An 18,073-nucleotide genomic window follows, 5' to 3' on the forward strand; every position below is an offset into this window, starting at 1 on the left:
CATTTCAGTGGGACGGGGTAGGAGTACCCGCGTGCGTTTCCTGAAATAGCCGTACAAAACTGGAACGGTCCGGACATTTCCGACTAGGAGGTGCGACGCGTGGCCTCGGGCCCCAGCGAACCGCGCTCACCACGGCGACCGCCGGACGACGATCCGCGCACTCCCGATGCCGGCACGCCCGGCGAGCCGGGCAGGCGGGAGGGACACTCTGCGGGTGAGGCGAGGCCCTCCGGAGGATCGGGCGCGCCTGAGGAGCCCAGGATCCGGCACGCCCCTCCAGGCCCGAGGGACGACCACGCGCGCGGGCTGCCCGTGGCCTCCCCGTGGGGGATGCCGCCGTTCGCCTCGCCCACGCCGGAGGACGAGCCGGGCGAAGGCGAGGCGGCGGCCTGGCCCAAGGGGCGCAGGCCGTACAGCTCGCCGACCGCGTCACCCGAGGCGGCGCGGGAGGCGGGGCAGGAGCCCGAGCAGCGACGGCGGCCGCGCAGGACCGTCGACAGGCCCGACAAGCTGGTCGCGACCGGCCCGCCCCGACCCCAGCCGCCCCGCGCCGAACCCGCCGTCGACCGATCCCCACCACCCCGCGCCGAACCCGTGGGAGAAGGGCCTCACCCGCCCGGCGCCGAGCCCGTGGGAGAGCGGTCACCGTCGCCTGGCGCCGAGCCCGTGGGCGACCGGTTACCGCCGCCTCGGGTCGAACCCGTGGGTGAGCGCGGCGCCGACGTCGAGGGCGCGCCCAGGAGCGGCGAGCCGGTGGCCGAGGGCCAGGAGCCGGTCGCCGAGCGGGACAGGCCGACCGCGCCGCACCCGCGTCCGCCCGGCATCAGGACCGGTGTGCCGCAGAGCCGCGCCCAGCCGTACCGCAGGCCCGAGCCGGCCCCCGAGCCGCCGGTGGAACGGCCGGAGTCGGTCGGCGACGTGCCGGAGGGAGAGGTGCGAGAGCGGGTGGGGGGTCCGCCGATCCCCGTGCGTCCCGAGATCGAGGCCGAGCCCGAGCGGATTCCCGACGAGCGGCACGACCCCCACGAGCAGGAGGGGGAGGAGCCCGTCCGCAGGGTGGGCAGGCCGCCCGGTGGCCGTCCCACGCGACCCGACCTGCTCGTGGCCTCGGGCCCGCCAGGTCCAGCCGGCTCGGCCGGCAGGCACCACCGCGGCCCCGCTCCCTCGGCTATCCGCAGGTCCAGCCCGGTCAGGCGGCGCAGCCGCCTCGGCCCCGTGGTCATCGTCCTCACCCTGGCGCTCACCGTCACGGCGGGCGTGGTCGCCTACCAGTGGTGGAACTCCGCCAGCACGGGCCTGCGCCTGGCCGCCGGCGACGGGCGCTCGGGCGACGAACTGTTCGTCGTGCCCGCCGCGGGCGACGGCTCCAACCAGAAGCTCAACGACCTGGCCGCCGTCGGCGCGAGCGTCGTGGCGGTCGGCAGCGACACCACCAGCCCGCTGCCGCGCCCGCTGTTCCTCTTCTCGCCCGACAGCGGCGCGACCTGGCAGCTGGCCAACGTCACGGGCTCCACGACCACCACCGTCCAGCGGGTCGTCGGGGCCAACGGCAGGTGGCTCGCCTTCGGCCAGGACGGCGTGGGCGACGAGCGCGGCCTGTGGACCAGCACGGACGGTTTCACCTGGGCCGCGGTCGAGCCGAGCGGGCTCCAGGTGTTCAGGAAGGGCGACCTGATCCACGACATCGCCAGGACCACCTCGGGCTTCGTCGCGGTCGGCCGCACCGTCCTGCAGGACGGCACGCCTGGCCCCGTCGCCTGGCACTCGCCCGACGGCCGCGCGTGGACCAGGGTCGACAGCAAGGACATCGGCACCCCCGACAAGGTGCGCGAGTTCAGGACCGTGGTGGCGAGGGAGGACCAGGTCGTGGTCCTCGCCCAGCCCGCCCAGGGCGGCGGCTCCGTCGTCATGCGCTCGACCGACGGCGGACGCACCTGGGTCCGCACCGCCACCCAGCTTCCTGACATCGCTCCCAGGCAGGGCACGCTGGCCGTCCTGCCGACGAGGTTCGTCCTCATCCCCACCAAGCAGCGCGACCCCGCCGGCGACGTGCACGTCTACTGCTCGCCCACCGGCGCCGAATGGGCCAAGTGCGGCACCATCGGCGGCCTCGGCGCGCAGAGCACCGGCGTCAACGCGGTCGTCACCCACACCGCGGGTCTCGCCGCGGTCAGCCAGTCGGGCCTCGACCGCTACACCGTCTACACCAGCACGGACGCCCGCACCTGGAGCAAGCGCGCCGACCTCGGCAGCATGCCTGGCGCGACCGTCCGAGGGCTGACCATGTCCGACTCCGGCACCCTGGTCGCCGGCGGCGACCAGGCGGCGGCCGACGTCGACAACCAGCTCGTCCTGATGACGGCGAAGGACGGCCAGCCGCCCGCCCAGGTCCGCCTCGCCGACATCAAGGGGCTGACCAGGGTCGCCCGCGAGACGGCCAGGGTCGCCGCCGCCGAAGGCCGCTTCGTCGCCGCGGGCTCGGCCTCGGGCGACGCGGGCCTCTGGACCAGCACGGACGCCGTCACCTGGAAGTCGATCACCCTGGCCGCGCCCCGCCAGCAGGAGCTCGCCGACCTCGCCCACGGGCGCAAGGGGTGGCTGGCCGTGGGCACCACCATGCCCGACGCCTCCTCCACCGAGCCGCTGCTCGTCGGCTCCTCCGACGGCCGCGACTGGAAGAGGATCGAGGGGCCCGCGCGGGCCGAGAGCCAGCCGTACCTCGCCATGCAGGCGGTGGCCGCGGGCGAGAAGGGGTACCTGATCGCAGGCGAGGACAGAGCCGCCTCCGGTACGGTCACCGCCGCGCTCTGGTACACCACCGACCTGCGCAAATTCACCCGCGTGGAGAAGCTGCCGCGCGGCGGCGCGGGCGTGCGCATCCACGATGTGGCCGCGGGCGGGCGCGCCTACGTCGCGGTCGGCGGCTCGGGCAACGCCGAGCGGGAGAGCGGCGTCGTCTGGACCTCCGCCGACGGCCTCACCTGGAAGGCGGGAGAGCGCCTCATGCCGCCCTCCGCCACCTCGGCGGGCCTGCGCCAGGTCGCCTGGTACGGCGAGCGCATCGTCGCGATCGGCACCGCCCAGGTGCCGGGGGCGCGGCGGGCCTTCGCCGCGGTGTCCGACGACGACGGGGCCTCCTGGCAGTACTCGTGGCTGCCGGCCGAGCAGGCCGCGGCGGTGCACGACCTGGCCTCGGCCGCGCAGGGACTTGTGGCGGTGGGCTGGCACGGGAGCCCAGGAACCGGCGACAGCGCCGCATGGACCTCCGAGGACGGCCTGAGCTGGAACCGCCAGGACCTGACCAAGGACAGGCTCGGGGGAGAGGGCCTGCAATGGCTGGGGGCGGTGACCGTGACGGGAGCCGACGTGGTGGCGCTGGGGCGCTCCACGACCTACAACTCCGACCACCTCATCCTGTGGACCTCCACGCTGTCGTCCGACCGTTGACGCGGCGGTTCACAGGACGTCCCACGAGGTGAGCGCGTCGAGCAGGCCGTCGGTCAGCCGGAGGAGGGCCAGCTCCGCGGGGGCGCACCAGCGCGCGGCGGCGGCGTCGTCGCCGGGCGTGAGCGTTCCCGCGTCCACGGTGGCCAGGTAGTCGCGGATGACGTAGACGGCTCCTGCCGGCCCCGGCCGCTCGACCGCGCCCACCAGCGGGCCGACGGTCACCACCAGACCCGTCTCCTCCATCACCTCCCGCCTCAGGGCAACGGCGTCGCTCTCACCCGCCTCCACCCTGCCGCCCGGAATCGACCAGAGCCCCTCGCCGGGCGGATGCCCCCGCCTGATGAGCAACAGCCGCCCCGCGCCGTCCAGGATGATCGCGCCCACACAATTTACGTGCACATGGCCAAGATTACGGCCGGATAACGGCCAGTGCCCTTGACGGATGGGGCCCTCGCGACGCACCGTGAGTAGCTGTGAGAGCGGCTCCAACCTGTCCACGGTGTTTCGGCCCGCTTCATGCACCGAGTGCGTGGTCCAGCGCGTGGCGCTGTGACGCGCATGGCGATGTCCTGCCCTTCCAGCCGCTGCCGCCGTCCTCCGCGGGTTACACCTCGGTACGGCAGAGCACGGTCGTCCCCGTCTGGCTGCCGTGGCCGTTGCCATCAGGCTGGCTCGTGACGGGCTTCGGCGAGGCGGGAGACGATCGCACCGGCGCACGAGCGAGCCTGGTCGCGCTGGCCGGCCCTTCGGTCACGCTCGGACCCACCGATCTGGTGATCATCGCAGAGGAACCAGGCGTCGGCCTGGGCGCGTCCTTCGCGGGCCTCGACGGTCCCGACCCCGGCGGCGGCTTCGACGAGGGTCCCCCGAACGCCAAGATCGACGTCCTCGGCCACCCGACCGCCCTGTGGTGCGTCGCAGGTCCCGCCGATCGCGCGATCTACGCGGGCGAGGCGCTGGGCAACTGGATCTGGGCGATCTGCTGGCCCGCGGAGGCGGGCTGCCTGATCGCCCTGACCGAACTCAGCCTGCGCGACCTGCGCGACAACGACCAGGACCTCGACCTGCCCTACGGCGCGTTCTCTCCCAGACTCACGGGTTAACATCGTGGTCGGTCCCCCCACCCGAAGCTGGGGGGACAGGTGTTCGACGTCAGGTTCTTCGTCGAGGCTTTCGTCACGATGTTCGTCATCATGGACCCGCCTGGCGTCATCCCGCTGTTCCTGGCCTACACCGGCGGACGCACCCCGGCCGAACGCAGGCGCATCGCCTGGCAGGCGGCGGTCACGGCGTTCTGCCTGATCGTGGTCTTCGCCGTCTTCGGCCAGGCGATCCTGCGCTACCTGCACGTCGAGGTGGCCGCCATGCAGATCGCCGGCGGCCTCCTGCTGCTCCTCGTCGCGCTCGAACTCCTGCGCGGCACCACCGAGCCCCAGGCGGGCAGCGTCAAGTCGAACGTGAACGTGGCGCTGGTGCCCCTCGGCACCCCGCTGCTGGCAGGACCGGGCGCCATCGTCGCCACCATCGTCTTCGCCCAGCAGGCCGAGACGGTGAACGGCGGCATCCTCGCGCTGGGCCTGGCCATCGCCTCGGTGCACGTGGTGCTGTGGCTGTTCATGCGCTTCTCGGTGAGCATCATCAGGGTCATCAAGGAGAATGGCGTCGAGCTCGTCACCCGCATCGCGGGCCTCCTGCTGGCGGCTCTCGCCGTCCAGCTCATCATCACCGCCATCCGCGCCCTGGTCGCCGAAGCCTGACCCACCCAGAAGACCTCGGCCCCGTCAGACGGACGCACCCGACCGCGCCGCACCCCAGAAACCTCGGCCTCCGTCAGACGGACGCAACCGACCGCGCCGCGCCCCAGAAACCTCGGCCTCCGTCAGACGGACGCAACCGACCGCGCCGCGCCCCAGAAACCTCGGCCCTGTCAGACGGACGCAACCGATCACCCCGCGCCCCAGAAACCTCGGCCCCGTCAGACGGACGTGCCGGCCCGCCCGTGCGGCCTCGGCTGCCGTCGGACGGGCCCCGCCGCGCGTCCGCGGATCCCCCCGGAAGAGGCCGGCCGCCGGTGGACGGGAGGGGCGCCGGTGACGTTCTGGAGAAAGAGGCGTGGAAGCAGAGGGAATACGCCCCCCTGTTGGCGATAGGGTGGCGGCGTGGTAGCGCGTATCGAGCGAGTCGTGACCGAGGGCACCGTCGACATCGACGGCACCGAGCACAAGGTCGAGAACAACACCTGGATCGTGGGAGACGACGACGAGGTCATCGTCATCGACCCGGCGCGTGACGCCGAGAAGATCCTTGAGCAGGTCGGCGAGCGGGAGGTGCTCGCCGTCATCTGCACGCACGGCCTGCCCGACCACGTCGGCGCGGCCATCGAGGTGGCCAGCAGGGACGAGTCGGTGGTCGCCCTGCACCCCAAGGACAAGCCGATCTGGCGCGAGACGTGGTCGGAGACCTGGCCCGACATCGAGATGGAGGACGAGGGCGTCTTCGGCGTCGCCGACGTCCGCCTCGAGGTCCTCGAGACCCCCGGCATCACGATGGGCGGCGTCAGCCTCTACTCCGAGGAGCTGGAGGCGGTCTTCACCGGCAAGTCGCTGCAGGCCGACGGTCCCGGCAAGCTCGGCGGTGAGTACCCCGCCCTCGCCGACCAGCTGACCTCCATCGGCGGCAGGCTGTTCACGCTGCCAGGCGCCACGAGGGTGCTGCCCAACCAGGGCGAGGAGACCACGGTCGGCGACCTCGAGCCGCACTTCGACGACTGGGTGTCGGGCTCGCTGACCCGCGAGGCGCCCCCCGAGTCGCCGCTGACCGACGGCACGGGCGCCGCCGGCATCCGGCTCAACCTGGGCGACCAGTAGGTGCTGGAGCAGTTCCCGCTCGAGGGCATGCCGCGACGGCTCTATTCGTGCACGCCGTCGCGGCTCAACTCATGGCTCGACTGCCGAAGGCGCTACCGCTTCTCCTACCTCGACAGGCCGCAGCCGCAGAAGGGGCCCGCCTGGGCCCACAACAGCATGGGCGCGAGCGTGCACAACGCGCTGGCGGCCTGGTGGCGCGAGCCGTACAACCGCAGGACCCCCGCGATGGCGAGCATCCTGCTCACCAACGGGTGGATCTCCGAGGGGTTCAGGGACGCCGAGCAGTCCACGCGCTGGCGTGACCACGCCCGCGGCCTGGTGTCCGGCTACGTCGAGACCCTCGACCCCGCCGACGAGCCCGTCGGCGTCGAGCGCACGGTGGCCACGCGCACCAAGACCATCGCGGTGTCGGGGCGCATCGACCGTCTCGACCGGCGTGGGGACGAGCTGGTCGTGGTCGACTACAAGACAGGCCGCCGCCCGCTGACCCAGGACGACGCCCGCGGCTCCCTGGCGCTGGCCATCTACGCGATCGCCGCCTCACGGGTGCTGCGCACGCCCTGCCACACCGTCGAGCTGCACCACCTGCCGACCGGCGAGGTCGTCGAGTGGGAGCACACCGACGAGTCGCTCGCCCGCCATCTGAGCAGGGCCGAGGAGGTCGCGCTCGAGGCGGGCGAGGCCGACGAGCGTTACCGGGCGGGCGACACCGAGGCGCCCTTCCCGCCGAGCCCCGGCCCGCTCTGCTCGTGGTGCGACTTCAGGCGGCACTGCCCCGAGGGCCGTACGGCCGCGCCCGACAAGCTCCCTTGGGACGCTCTCTCCGACCCGAGCTGACCCGTGTGCGGCTCGGGGACGGGCCGTACGCTCCACGCGTCAGGCGGCGCGGCGCCCCTCGACGGCCGACGGCCACCGCCTCGGGTCGGTCAGCCCCTTGAGCCCCTTGCTCAGGTCGTAGCCCGCCGCAGCCAGGCGCCTCCTGGAAGCGGCCAGCATGTCCCTGGTGGGCTGGGCGAAGGCCAGGTCGTGCACGGGCTCGGGCAGCGCGTTGCAGCCCAGCCTGAAGGCTCTCAGGGCCGCGGTGACCGTCGAGCGCGGCACGTCGGGCAGCGTGCCGTACAGGTCTCTGGCCCAGTCGGGCAGCGAGTAGTAGCACAGCGCGCCGAAGGGGAAGTAGGCCGGTTTGCCGGGGGAGAGCCTGCGCAGCTCGGGTGGGAGCCTCGGCCACAGCAGGAAGCGCACGGTGGCCGCCGACTCGTCGATGACCCTGAGCCTGGGCCGCATGTGCGCGAAGTAGGCGTCCATCTCGGCCCGCGAGCCTGGCACGTCGTCGAGGTGCAGGCCGACGTAGGTCGCGCTCCTGCGCTGCTCGCGCAGGTACCGGTCGGCCTGCCTGTCGCTCAGGCCGAGCCCGCCGCGCCTGGCCACCTCCAGGTAGGACGACACCTCGGCGCAGTGCACCCAGAGCAGCAGTTCGGGATCGTCCACGCGGTGCGTCCTGCCGCCGTCGGTGACGCGCAGGCCGCGGTGGATGCCGCGGACCCTGCGTCCGATCTCGTCGGCCTCCTGCGGGCTGCCGAACGTGACCCTGCCCACGAAGTCCGCGGTACGGCGCAGCCGCCCGAACGGGTCGTCCTGGAAGGTGGAGTTCTGCCAGACGCCCAGCATCGCCAACGGGTGCAGCGCCTGCAGCATGAGACCCCGCACGCCGCCCACCCACATGGCGCGGTCGAGGTGGACCAGCCAGGTGACGGTCTGGGGCGGCTGGACGACGATCTCTTCGACGCTCGCCATGATGATCTCCCACTCGAGCCGCTCGAGCTACTCCGGTCTGGGGGGCCGGAGGCCGACAGTAAGTGAATCATTACATGGCATTGGACCGATTGTCTAAAAGGTGGGCTTCCTGGTCTCCGCCGCGTTCCAGAACCTGGTCAGCGCGGCGGCCGTCGTCTCGGGCGCCTCGACGGCCGGCGAGTGGACCGCGCCGGGGACCACCACGGCCTCGGCGCCCAGGCGCTCGGCCATCTCCGCCTGCACCTCGGGGGGCCAGCCGTCGTCGTGCTCGCCGTACAGCACCAGGGTGGGCACCTCGATCTGCCTGAGCTCGTCGGTGCGGTCGGGCTGGTCGAGCACCTGCTCGGCCATCGTCGCCAGGCCCGTGGGGTTGTTGGCGAACAGCCGCTTGCGCAGGAAGGACACGATCTCGTCGGGCACGCCGCCCGACAGCGCCTCGGGCTCGTAGCGGGTGATCCACACGTGTTCGAGGCCGAACTCGGGCAGCTCGAGCATGATGGCCCTGCCCGCCTGCTCGCGACGGCCCACGATGCCCGAGGGGCCCGAGCTCATCAGCGTGAAGGAGGCGAACTTGGTGCGGCCGTCGATGACCGCCTCGCGCGCGACGAGCCCGCCGAAGGAGTGCCCGACCAGGTGGACGGGGCCACCCTCGCCGATGGCCATCGCGATCACGTCGACGTCGTTGCCCAGCGCGGGGCAGGTGTAGGCGGTCGGGTCGTCAGGTCCCTGCGTCTCGTACTGGCCGCGCATGTCGATGGCGGTGACCCTGCGGTTGGCCGCGGCCAGGGTCTGCATGATGGCGAGGAAGTCTTCCTTGCTGCCGGTGAGGCCCGGGACCAGCAGGGCGGGCAGTCGCTCGATGACGCCGCTGAGCGGACTGGCCTCGAGGGCCGCGAAAGAGCCCTGGGGCGTCTCGATCTGAACCTCGACGACGCCAGGTGGCAGGGACAGGAATCGCGGCGTACTCACGTAAGGCAACAATACCCAGAGGTCAGGGTGGGAACACCCGCACGCGGAACGAGCAAGGCGCGGGCCCCGAGAACGGGACCCGCGCCTCACCTGCGGACTCAGCGGCGGCGGTTGCCGCCGCCGTTGCCGCCGTAGCCGTTGCTCTGGCCACCGCCGTGGCCGCCGCTGCCGCCGCCGGTGCGCGGACGGCGGCGCTGCTGCTGCCGCTCGGTCGCCGCCGAAGGGGCGATCTCGTCGTCGTCGGTCGCGAGGTCGGGTGACTGGAAGATCACCGTGAACGCGTTCGGCGGGACGATCCGCTCAGGCTCCCTGCGGACAGGGGGCGGCGGAGGGCTGGACAGGAAGCCAGGCTCCTCGGCGGGCGCCTCGGCGCGGTGGTTGTTCCTGGTGATGGTCTGCTCGTCGCTCACGGAGGAGAGCGCCCCTTCCAGTGCCTCGGAGGACGCGCCCCTACGGGTGCGGGTCCGCCTGGACGGCTGCTCGGCGGCCGCCTCGATCTCCTCGGGGGAGATCATGGCGGGTGTGTCGTCGGTCCTGCGGGAGCGCCTGCGCATGGGCTCCTCCTCCGGCGCGATGGTCGATGTGGTGTCCTCTGCGGGCTCGGTCGCCACGTCCTGCCTCGCGACCACCCGGCGCGTGGTGGTCCTGCGCGAGGTGGAGCGGTCGGAGGCGGGCTTCCGCGAGGTGGCCTCGTCCGAAACCGGCGGCGTGGAGGCGAGCTCCGTCACAAGGGGCTCGGACGAGATGGGCTCCGTCGAGACGGGCCCCGTCGTCACAGCCTCTACCGCGAGGGGAGCGTCCGAAACCGGCTCCACCGAAACCGACTCCACCGCAGCCGGCTCGGCCGCGACCGGGTCGTTCGCGACGGGCTCCGCCACGAGCTCGTCCTCGGCGCGGCCGCCGCGGGTGCGACGGCGCTGGCGCGGGGCGCGGGCGGGACGCGGCTCGCGCTCGCGCTCCTCCTTGTCCTTGCGGCCACGCGAACGCGACCTGCCGGTCTCTCCGAGGTCCTCGATCTCCTCGGCGTCCAGGCCCGCCCTGGAACGGGCCGCGCGCGGCAGCACGCCCTTGGTGCCCGCGGGGATGCTCAGCTCGGCGTAGACGTGCGGGGAGGTGGAGTAGGTCTCCTCCGGCTCCGCGAAGTCGAGCCCGAGCATGTTGTTGATCATCTTCCAGCGGGTCAGCTCCTCCCACTCGACGAAGGTGACCGAGATGCCCGTCTTGCCGGCCCGGCCCGTACGGCCGACGCGGTGGACATAGGTCTTGTCGTCGGTGGGAGCGTCGTAGTTGACCACGTGGGTGACGTCGTCGATGTCGATGCCGCGAGCCGCGACGTCGGTGGCGACGAGCACGTCGATCTTGCCGTTGCGGAAGGCGCGCAGCGCCTGCTCGCGCTGGCCCTGGCCCAGGTCGCCGTGGACGGCCGCGACCGCGAAGCCGCGGGTGTCGAGCTGCTCGGCGACCATGTCGCAGGCCCGCTTGGTCTCGCAGAAGACCATCGTGAGCCCGCGGCCGTCGGCCTGCAGCAGGCGACCGAGGATCTCGATCTTGTCCATCCTGTGCACGCGCCAGACGAGCTGACGCACCTGCGGGGTGGTCTCGCCCTCGCCGTTGTCCATCTCGGCGCGCACGTGGGTGGGGCGGTTGAGGTACTTGCGCGACAGCGAGACGATCTCGCCTGGCATGGTCGCGGAGAACAGCATCGTCTGCCGCTCATCGGGGATGAGCTTGAAGATGCGCTCGATGTCGGGCAGGAAGCCGAGGTCCATCATGCGGTCGGCCTCGTCGAGGACGAGCATGGTGACCTGCGAGAGGTCGAGGTGCTTCTGCTTGACCAGGTCGAGCAGGCGCCCTGGCGTGCCGACGATGACGTCGACGCCCGCCTTGAGAGCCTGGACCTGCGGCTCGTAGGCGCGACCGCCGTAGACGGTCAGGACCCTCGAGCCGAGCTTGCCCGCGGCGGTGACGAGGTCCTCGGAGACCTGCACTGCCAGCTCGCGGGTGGGCACGACGACGAGGCCGCGTGGCTTCTTGCGGTTCTTGCGCGGCTTGCCGATGCTCTGCAGCATCGCGATGCCGAACGCGTAGGTCTTGCCCGTTCCCGTGCGGGCCTGACCGATGAGGTCCTGGCCCGAGAGGGCGAGCGGGAGCGCCATCTCCTGAATCGGGAACGGCGTGGTGATGCCCTCGGTCTCGAGGGCATCGGCGATCTCTGGTGTGACTCCGAGGTCTCGGAAAGTCGTCAGCGTGGCCTGCCTCAGTCTCAAATGAAGGCGGGCCTGCCGGGACCATCGGGCGGAATCATCCCGTGCCTGGGTCCTCGCGGTAGAGCCAGCCCTCGCGCGTCATCAGCGACCGCAGGCCCGGAGTGGGGGTTAGCGGGAGCGAATCTCCCGGATTAACACTGTGCGGTCGCACTTTCACAGAGCAGTGTACTCGATACCACAACGCGGACCGAGTTTCATTATGTTCCCGAAGTACGCTGCCACCATGACAGAATCCCCTGGCGTCGTCGACCTGCTCGGCGTTCTGGCCTATGCCGAGCTCAGCGCGTTCCTCAGGCTGGCGGAGGACGCCGCGCACCTGGCCCCCACGCTGACCGACAGAGCCGTGCTCGGCGAGCTGGCGGTGGCGGAGTACGCGCACTTCGAACTCCTGCGCGACAGGCTGCTCTCGCTCGGCGCCGACCCCGACAAGGCGATGTCGCCGTTCGTCGAGGCGCTCGACGAGTGGCATCTGAAGACTACGCCAGGCGACTGGCTGGAGGCTCTGGTCAAGGCGTACGTCGGCACGGGGATCGCGCTCGACTTCTACAGGGAGGCCGCCAGGCGCCTCGACCCCGCCATCGCCGACCTGGTCGACGAGGTGCTGATGGACGAGGGGCGCTCCGCCTTCGCGGTGGAGCGGGTGCGCGCGGCCGTCGAGGCCGACCCCACGCTCACGGGCCGGTTGGCGCTGTGGGCCAGGCGGCTGGTGGGTGAGGCGCTCAGCCAGGGGCAGCGGGTGGCCGCCGTCCGCCCCGAGCTGGCCCAGTTGCTCGTGGAGGCGGTGCATGACGACCAGGCCGAGATCTCCCGCCTGTTCGCGAGACTGACGGAGGAGCACGGCAAACGCATGGCCGCCTTGGGCATCTGACGGCGCGGGAGGCGAATCGGTTGTAGCGTGCCAGACATGAGGGCCTCGCGCCGCAACGGCAGTTCCTTGAGCAGATGTGGGCCGAACCGCTGGACACCGCGTGCCGCGCTGCGAAGGGGCAGCACGGGTTGTCCGACCATCGAAGCGAGCAGAGCCGAGAGCCCCGGCGAGCGCCGCCCTCTCGGCTGCTCGCTCGGCCGGCGGCGGGCCTGCGGCTGACCCGCGCTCCAGGGGGTACGGCAGGCGGCCGCACCCCCGGCGAGCGAGAGCTACATGGTGCCGCCGAAACCGACGGGCCTCGACTCGTCCTCACCCATCTCGATGAAGCCCAGCGAGGCGACCGGCACGATGACGCGCCTGCCCTTGACGTCGGTGATGGCGAAGACACCCCGGTCGGCGGCCAGCGCGTTTCTGATCTCCTCCTCGACCTGATCGGCCGAGAGGTCGGTCTCCACAACGAGCTCGCGGTGCACGGAGCGCACACCGATCTTGATTTCCATCGTGCTCCCTTTCGACGGGCCAGCTCTTCCCATCGTCGCCGCTCATGGGCAAAAGGAGGACATTGATCGCGCCCAGCGAACGCGGTTATGCCGTACGCGGAAAACCGCTGATGCCGCGCCAGGCCAGCCTGGCCATGAGCTGCTCGGCGGCGTCCTTCGGGATGGAGCCGTGCTGGGTGATCCAGTAGCGGGCGCTGACCTCGGCCATGCCGACCAGCCCGACGCCCAGCAGGTGCGCCTCCTCGCTGGAGCAGCCGGTGTCCTCCTGGATGACCTGGCTGACCATCTCGGCGCACTCGCGCAGCGACCGCTCGACGCGCTGCCGCACAGGGGCGACGTTGCGCAGGTCGGATTCGAAGACGAGCCTGAACGCCTCGCCCTGGCTGGAGACGAAGTCGAAGAAGGCGCGGAAGGTGGCCTGCACCCTGAGCTTGTTCTCGTGGGTGGAGGCCAGCGCGTCGCGCACCCTGCTGACCATGTCGTCGACGTGCAGGTCGAGCAGGGCCAGGTAGAGCTCGAGCTTGCCGGGGAAGTGCTGGTAGAGCACCGGCTTGCTGACGCCCGCACGGTCGGCGATCTCGTCCATGGCTGCGGCGTGGTAGCCGTTCTCGACGAACACTTCCTGCGCGGCGCTGAGGAGCTGACGCCTGCGGGCGAGCCTGGGCAGCCGGGTGCCCCGGGGCTTGGCGTCCGGGGTCGCGGTCATGATCGCTCCTTCACAGCGCCGAAGACAGGTCACGCTGCCTGGTCAACAGCAGCTCTTGCGGGCTCATCCTACGCGTGGGTAACCAGGTCAGCGGTAGTCATCGTCATCATCGTCGCCCACGGTGCGGTCCTGCTCGAAAGCGTCGGCCGGATCAACATCGATAGGGAGCTCGCGCCGCACGCCGCCCTCCTCACGCAGCAGGCGCTGCTGCTCGGCCGCGTCGGCCTCGGGCGCCTCGATCGAGAGCTCCTCTGGCTCGAACACGATGTCCTCCATCTCCGACATTCCTGTCCCCCTCCCTTGGTCGAACGTGTTCCACCTTACGCCTGAGCGAACAGGTCTCCATGGTCATCCACCCTGGCCAGCACGTCGGCCGCGGTGAAGACCAGCTCGTCGGGGCTCTCGCACGCCTCGACCTCCTCCCAGAGCAGCGGCGTCGACACCGTGGGGCGGGGCCTGGCGCGCAGGGAGTAGGGGGCGACGGTGGTCTTGGCCGGGTTGTTCTGGCTCCAGTCGATGAACACCTTGCCGGGTCTGAGCTTCTTGGTCATCACGCTGACGATCTGGCGCGGATGCTCCTTCTCCAGCCGCTGCGCGAGCGAGCGGGCGTAGTTGGAGGGCTCGACCCTGTCGTCCCACGGCGCGTAGAGCTGCATGCCCTTGTTGCCGCTGGTCTTCGGCGTGGCGGTCAGGCCGTCCTCGGCCAGCACCTCGCGGATGTGCACGGCCACCCTGCAGCAGTCGACGATCGTGGCGGGCGCGCCCGGGTCGAGGTCGAGCACGAGCAGATCGGGCGGCAACGCCTCGCCGTCCTTGGAGACCCGCCACTGCGGCACGTGGAGCTCCAGCGCGGCGAGGTTGGCGTAGTAGGCCAGGGTGGCCAGGTCCTCGACGATCGCGAACTCGATGGTCTCGCGGTTCTTGGTGCTGCCCGGCACGGGAAGCGTCACGCGGCGCACCCACGAGGGCGTGTGCTGAGGGGCGTTCTTCTCGAAGAAGAACGCGCCGTCGACGCCGTTGGGGTAGCGCTTGACGGTCAGCGGCCTGCCCTGGAGGTGGGGGAGCAGCACGGGGGCGACGCGGCTGTAGTAGTCGATGACCTCCGCCTTGGTGAACCCGTACTCCGGGTAGAGAACCTTGTCCAGGTTGCTGAGCGTCAGCTCGCGTCCGTCCACCTTGACGGGAACCTTCACAGCGTCACCTCTGCCGGTACCTTGTCCGCCCTGAGGCCGCGCCATACCGGGTGCCGCAGCCTGCGGTCGTGTGTCCACATGGTGTAGGCCACCTCCCCGACCAGCTCGGGTCTAACCCACCTGTTGCGGCCCCCCACCTCGTTGGTGAAGGGGCTGCGCGGGATCGTGAGCGGCTCGAGCACGCCGAGCAGGTGGGTGAGCGCCGCGTCGGTGAACCCGGTGCCGATGTGCCCGACGTAGACGAACCCCTCCTCGGTGAACACCCCCGCCAGCAGGGAGCCGATCCCTCCCGCGCGGCGTCCCTTGCCAGGCTTCCACCCGCCGATCACCACCTCGCGGGTGTCGTGGTGCTTCACCTTGATCCACCAGGGCGTGCGCACCCCCGGCCGGTACGGCGAGTCGAGCCGCTTGGCGATCACCCCCTCCAGCCCCTGGTCGAGCGTGGCGGCCAGCAGGTCGGTGTCGCAGGGGAAGACCGGGGGCGCGCCGATGTCGAGGTCGTCCAGCAGCGCCCTCCTGTCCCTGTACGGCAGGTCGAACAGGGAGATCCCGCCGAGGTGCAGCAGGTCGAAGGGTAAGAAGGTGATCGGGAAGCGGCGCATCATGGCGGGGGAGGGGTCGGGCAGGTGCATCCGCCGCTGCAGCCCCTGGAAGCTGGGCCGTCCGCCGGGCCCGAGCACCACGAGCTCGCCGTCGACGATCGCGCGGTCGAGGCCGAAGCCCGCAGCGCTCTCGCAGACCTCGGGATAGCGCCTGGTGTAGTCGGCGCCGTGCCTGCCGTTGACCCTGCAGGCGCCGCCTTCGAGGTGGACGAGCGCTCTGATGCCGTCCCACTTCACCTCCAGCCCGTACTCCTCGCGATCTGCCGGTAACTCCCCAGGTACGGCCAGCATCGGTTCGACCGGATATGGCATCGGATCGCCCATGCCGGGTATGTGCCCATGAGGTGAGCCGCTATTTCTCTTTGGAGTGCCCATGCGCAGCATCTGGAAGGGTGCGATCTCCTTCGGGCTGGTAACGATCCCGGTGAAGCTCTATTCGGCCACCGAGCAGAAGGACGTCACTTTCCACCAGGTGCACCGCGAGGACGGCGGGCGGATCCGCTACAAGCGGGTGTGCACCATCGACGGCGAGGAAGTGCCGTACTCCGACATCGCCAAGGGATACGAACTGGCCACGGGCGAGATCGTGGTGCTCACCGACGAGGACTTCGAGGACCTGCCGCTGACCACCTCGCGCAGGATCGACGTGCTGCAGTTCACGCCGGCCGACCAGATCGACCCCATCTACTTCAACAAGACCTACTACCTGGAGCCCGACGCGCAGGGCGCCAAGCCGTACGTGCTGCTGCGCGACGCGCTGGAGAGCTCGGGTCAGGTCGCGGTGGTCAAGGTGGCGCTGCGGCAGCGAGAGTCGCTGGCCACGCTGCGCGTCCGTGACGGGATCTTCGTCCTGGAGACGATGCTCTGGCCCGACGAGATCCGCGCCCCCGAGTTCGACTTCCTCGAAGAGGACATCGAGGTGAGGACGCAGGAGCTGAAGATGGCCGAGTCGCTGATCACCACGATGGTCGCCGACTTCGATCCCACCGAGTACCACGACGCCTACCGCGAGGCCCTGCAGCAGGTGATCGAGGCGAAGGTGGCCGGCAAGGAGGTCATCGCGGCCCCCGCCGGTGAGGAGGAGGCGGGTCCCGCCGTCGATCTCATGGCCGCCCTCCGGGCGAGCGTCGAAGCCGCCAAGAAGGAGCGCGGCACCTCGGCCAAGAAGGAGCCGAAGAAGAAGGCGCGCAAAACGGCCTGAGGAAAAGCCGGAGACAGGGAAAAGCGGGGGCCGGCTCGGCTTCTTCGCCGGTCCGGCCCCCGCCCTCGGGTAATCGCGGGTATTTCTCCTCGCCCGTCAATCACCCGGTCGATCGCTCACTGTGGGCGGCTCACCAGCCGTGGTGGCCGTGGTGCCTGCCGTGCAGGAAGCTGTCAGCGTGGCGGATCTTGGCGCAGCCGTTCACCCTGCGGAACCTCACGTGCCCGGTGTGGTGGTTGATCCGAATCTTGGTGCGGTTCAGGCGGTGCTCCCACGGCGCGCAGCGGTGGTGGCCCCACCCCCAGTGCCCCCCGCCGTTCGCGAAGGTGCTGGTGCCGGCGGCGACGGTGGTGCCGGCGGCGGCGGCCGAGGTCATGGCGCCGACGCCGACGACGCCACCGGTGAGTGCGGTGCTGAGTGCCATCGCAGCCGCGAGCTTCTTGATGTTAGGCATTGTCTTTTCCCCCTGAGGCATTTGGTGTGCCTTCTTCGATACTCGCCGTTTCGGACGAAATATCTCGGTTGGCCGCAAAGCCATCCTGGTTGTGATGATTTCCTGGCCATTGGTGACACAAACGACGAATGCCCGGTTTTACCGGATGCCTATACCTTCATTACTTTGATTCAATAGTTATCCGCGAAGTATGTAGTAGTTAGCGGCATATGTCCGAAATAAGAGAAGGAGGGGTTAGAGGGCGGATCCATGCCGAGCAGCGCGTTATCGTCAAGGAAACGGAAGGGGGACGAACGGTGACCGAACCCATCGAGCACTGGCCAGGACGCATGATCGGCGACGTGCACGTGCGCTCGACACCTGAAGGAACGGCGGCCGAGCAGGCGGTCTTCGTGCACGGGCTGGCAGGGTCGGCGACCAACTGGACCGACCTCATGGGCGAGCTGCGCGACCTGGTCACGGGCCATGCCATCGACCTGCCTGGCGCGGGCTACTCCCCGGCCCCGGAGGACGGCGACTACTCCCTGTCCGCGCACGCCCGCGCGGTCATCGCGCTGATGGAGCACACGGGCCCCGCCCACCTGTTCGGTAACTCGCTGGGCGGCGCCGTCGCCGTCTCCGTCGCGGCCACCCGGCCCGACCTGGTGCGCTCGCTCACGCTCATCTCGCCCGCACTGCCCGACCTCCTCCCCAGGTACGGCCCCGCCCGCGTCGCCGCCGCCGCCACGCCCAGGCTGGGGGAGTGGGTGGCCGACCGGCTGCGCTTCCTGCCTCCCGAACAGCGCATCAACGCCTCGTTCGCCATGTGCTACGCCGACGCCTCCCTCGTCCACCCCTCCAGGCTCCGCGAAGCGGTCGAGGAGCTGCGCAGGCGGGACGGCCTGCCGTACGCGGGGAGGGCGCTGATCGGCTCGGCACGGGGGATCGTGGCGGAGTACCTCAGGCTGGGCGAGCAGAACCTGTGGCGCCAGGCGGCCAGGGTCACCGTGCCCACGCTGGTCATCCACGGCCGCAGGGACCGCCTCGTCAGGCCCGCCACCGCGCGCCGCGCCCTGCGGACCTTCCCGCAGGTCAGGCTGGTTCTGCTGCGAAATGCCGGACACGTCGCCCAGATGGAGGTGCCGGCCGCCGTGGCCGCCGAGGCCCGCCGTCTGATCCTTGAGACGCGATTGGGGAATGCCCCACTGCCCGGCTAGGTTTCAAGT

The 18,073-nt window shown here is 70.8% G+C and carries 18 protein-coding genes; 8 read left to right on the forward strand and 10 right to left on the reverse strand.

The annotated features are described in order from the left end of the window. The first annotated feature begins 99 nt into the window (after window positions 1–99). The gene (locus tag FHR33_RS31955) at window positions 100–3,447 is read left to right on the forward strand and encodes a beta propeller repeat protein (RefSeq protein ID WP_183655632.1); all 3,348 of its coding nucleotides are present in this window, start codon (window positions 100–102) and stop codon (window positions 3,445–3,447) included. A gap of 9 nt (window positions 3,448–3,456) precedes the next feature. On the opposite strand, the gene FHR33_RS52860 is transcribed toward FHR33_RS31955, so the two are convergent. Then, window positions 3,457–3,846 (reverse strand): NUDIX domain-containing protein, encoded by a 390-nt coding sequence (locus tag FHR33_RS52860; RefSeq protein ID WP_312895807.1) that lies wholly within the window; start codon window positions 3,844–3,846, stop codon window positions 3,457–3,459. 74 nt (window positions 3,847–3,920) lie between these two features. Here FHR33_RS52860 and FHR33_RS31965 point away from each other — a divergent pair, with 74 nt between their 5' ends. The 4 genes from FHR33_RS31965 (at window position 3,921) to FHR33_RS31980 (ending at window position 7,151) form a co-directional block, all read left to right on the forward strand. Then, window positions 3,921–4,550, forward strand: a complete 630-nt coding sequence (locus FHR33_RS31965) for a DUF6758 family protein (protein WP_183655635.1) — start codon at window positions 3,921–3,923, stop codon at window positions 4,548–4,550. A 39-nt stretch (window positions 4,551–4,589) separates the two neighbouring features. After that, a complete protein-coding gene (locus FHR33_RS31970) occupies window positions 4,590–5,204 on the forward strand; it encodes a MarC family protein (protein ID WP_183655638.1) in 615 nt (204 codons plus the stop codon). Between the two features lie 402 nt (window positions 5,205–5,606). Next, a complete protein-coding gene (locus tag FHR33_RS31975; RefSeq protein ID WP_183655641.1) occupies window positions 5,607–6,314 on the forward strand; it encodes an MBL fold metallo-hydrolase in 708 nt (235 codons plus the stop codon). After that, the gene (locus FHR33_RS31980) at window positions 6,315–7,151 is read left to right on the forward strand and encodes a RecB family exonuclease (RefSeq protein WP_312895808.1); all 837 of its coding nucleotides are present in this window, start codon (window positions 6,315–6,317) and stop codon (window positions 7,149–7,151) included. It begins immediately after the preceding gene. Between the two features lie 39 nt (window positions 7,152–7,190). Here the strand turns inward: FHR33_RS31980 and FHR33_RS31985 are convergent, their stop codons facing one another. From FHR33_RS31985 to FHR33_RS31995, 3 genes are all read right to left on the reverse strand, one after another. Further along, the gene (locus FHR33_RS31985) at window positions 7,191–8,108 is read right to left on the reverse strand and encodes an oxygenase MpaB family protein (protein WP_183655644.1); all 918 of its coding nucleotides are present in this window, start codon (window positions 8,106–8,108) and stop codon (window positions 7,191–7,193) included. A gap of 93 nt (window positions 8,109–8,201) precedes the next feature. Further along, window positions 8,202–9,077: an alpha/beta fold hydrolase gene (locus FHR33_RS31990; protein ID WP_183655646.1), complete on the reverse strand. Its 876-nt coding sequence runs from the start codon at window positions 9,075–9,077 to the stop codon at window positions 8,202–8,204. A gap of 98 nt (window positions 9,078–9,175) precedes the next feature. Then, window positions 9,176–11,233, reverse strand: a complete 2,058-nt coding sequence (locus FHR33_RS31995; RefSeq protein WP_221241339.1) for a DEAD/DEAH box helicase — start codon at window positions 11,231–11,233, stop codon at window positions 9,176–9,178. 334 nt (window positions 11,234–11,567) lie between these two features. On the opposite strand from FHR33_RS31995, the gene FHR33_RS32000 reads away from it, so the two are divergent. Continuing rightward, on the forward strand, window positions 11,568–12,212 hold the full coding sequence (locus tag FHR33_RS32000) for a ferritin-like fold-containing protein (protein ID WP_183655648.1): 645 nt from the start codon (window positions 11,568–11,570) through the stop codon (window positions 12,210–12,212). Window positions 12,213–12,481: 269 nt separating this feature from the next. Here the strand turns inward: FHR33_RS32000 and FHR33_RS32005 are convergent, their stop codons facing one another. The 5 genes from FHR33_RS32005 to ligD (FHR33_RS32025) form a co-directional block, all read right to left on the reverse strand. After that, the gene (locus FHR33_RS32005; RefSeq protein WP_183655650.1) at window positions 12,482–12,712 is read right to left on the reverse strand and encodes a DUF3107 domain-containing protein; all 231 of its coding nucleotides are present in this window, start codon (window positions 12,710–12,712) and stop codon (window positions 12,482–12,484) included. Between the two features lie 85 nt (window positions 12,713–12,797). Beyond that, complete coding sequence (locus FHR33_RS32010) at window positions 12,798–13,418, reverse strand: TetR/AcrR family transcriptional regulator (RefSeq protein ID WP_183655652.1); 621 nt, start codon at window positions 13,416–13,418, stop codon at window positions 12,798–12,800. 87 nt (window positions 13,419–13,505) lie between these two features. Next, entirely contained in the window at window positions 13,506–13,694 is a 189-nt protein-coding gene (locus FHR33_RS32015; RefSeq protein ID WP_246452247.1) for a hypothetical protein, read from the reverse strand. A 44-nt stretch (window positions 13,695–13,738) separates the two neighbouring features. After that, window positions 13,739–14,611: a non-homologous end-joining DNA ligase gene (ligD, locus tag FHR33_RS32020; RefSeq protein ID WP_312895809.1), complete on the reverse strand. Its 873-nt coding sequence runs from the start codon at window positions 14,609–14,611 to the stop codon at window positions 13,739–13,741. After that, the gene (gene ligD / locus FHR33_RS32025) at window positions 14,608–15,525 is read right to left on the reverse strand and encodes a non-homologous end-joining DNA ligase (protein ID WP_246452248.1); all 918 of its coding nucleotides are present in this window, start codon (window positions 15,523–15,525) and stop codon (window positions 14,608–14,610) included. Before ligD (FHR33_RS32025) ends, ligD (FHR33_RS32020) begins: the two co-directional genes overlap by 4 nt. Window positions 15,526–15,586: 61 nt before the next feature. Between ligD (FHR33_RS32025) and ku the strand changes: the two genes are divergently transcribed. Then, entirely contained in the window at window positions 15,587–16,414 is an 828-nt protein-coding gene (gene ku / locus FHR33_RS32030; RefSeq protein ID WP_183655663.1) for a non-homologous end joining protein Ku, read from the forward strand. 130 nt (window positions 16,415–16,544) lie between these two features. On the opposite strand, the gene FHR33_RS32035 is transcribed toward ku, so the two are convergent. Beyond that, window positions 16,545–16,868 (reverse strand): hypothetical protein, encoded by a 324-nt coding sequence (locus FHR33_RS32035; RefSeq protein WP_183655666.1) that lies wholly within the window; start codon window positions 16,866–16,868, stop codon window positions 16,545–16,547. A gap of 296 nt (window positions 16,869–17,164) precedes the next feature. On the opposite strand from FHR33_RS32035, the gene FHR33_RS32040 reads away from it, so the two are divergent. After that, a complete protein-coding gene (locus tag FHR33_RS32040) occupies window positions 17,165–18,064 on the forward strand; it encodes an alpha/beta fold hydrolase (protein ID WP_312895810.1) in 900 nt (299 codons plus the stop codon). The last annotated feature ends 9 nt before the right edge of the window (window positions 18,065–18,073 follow it).

The sequence above is a fragment of the Nonomuraea dietziae genome (genome assembly GCF_014195505.1).
GTDB lineage: Bacteria > Actinomycetota > Actinomycetes > Streptosporangiales > Streptosporangiaceae > Nonomuraea > Nonomuraea roseola.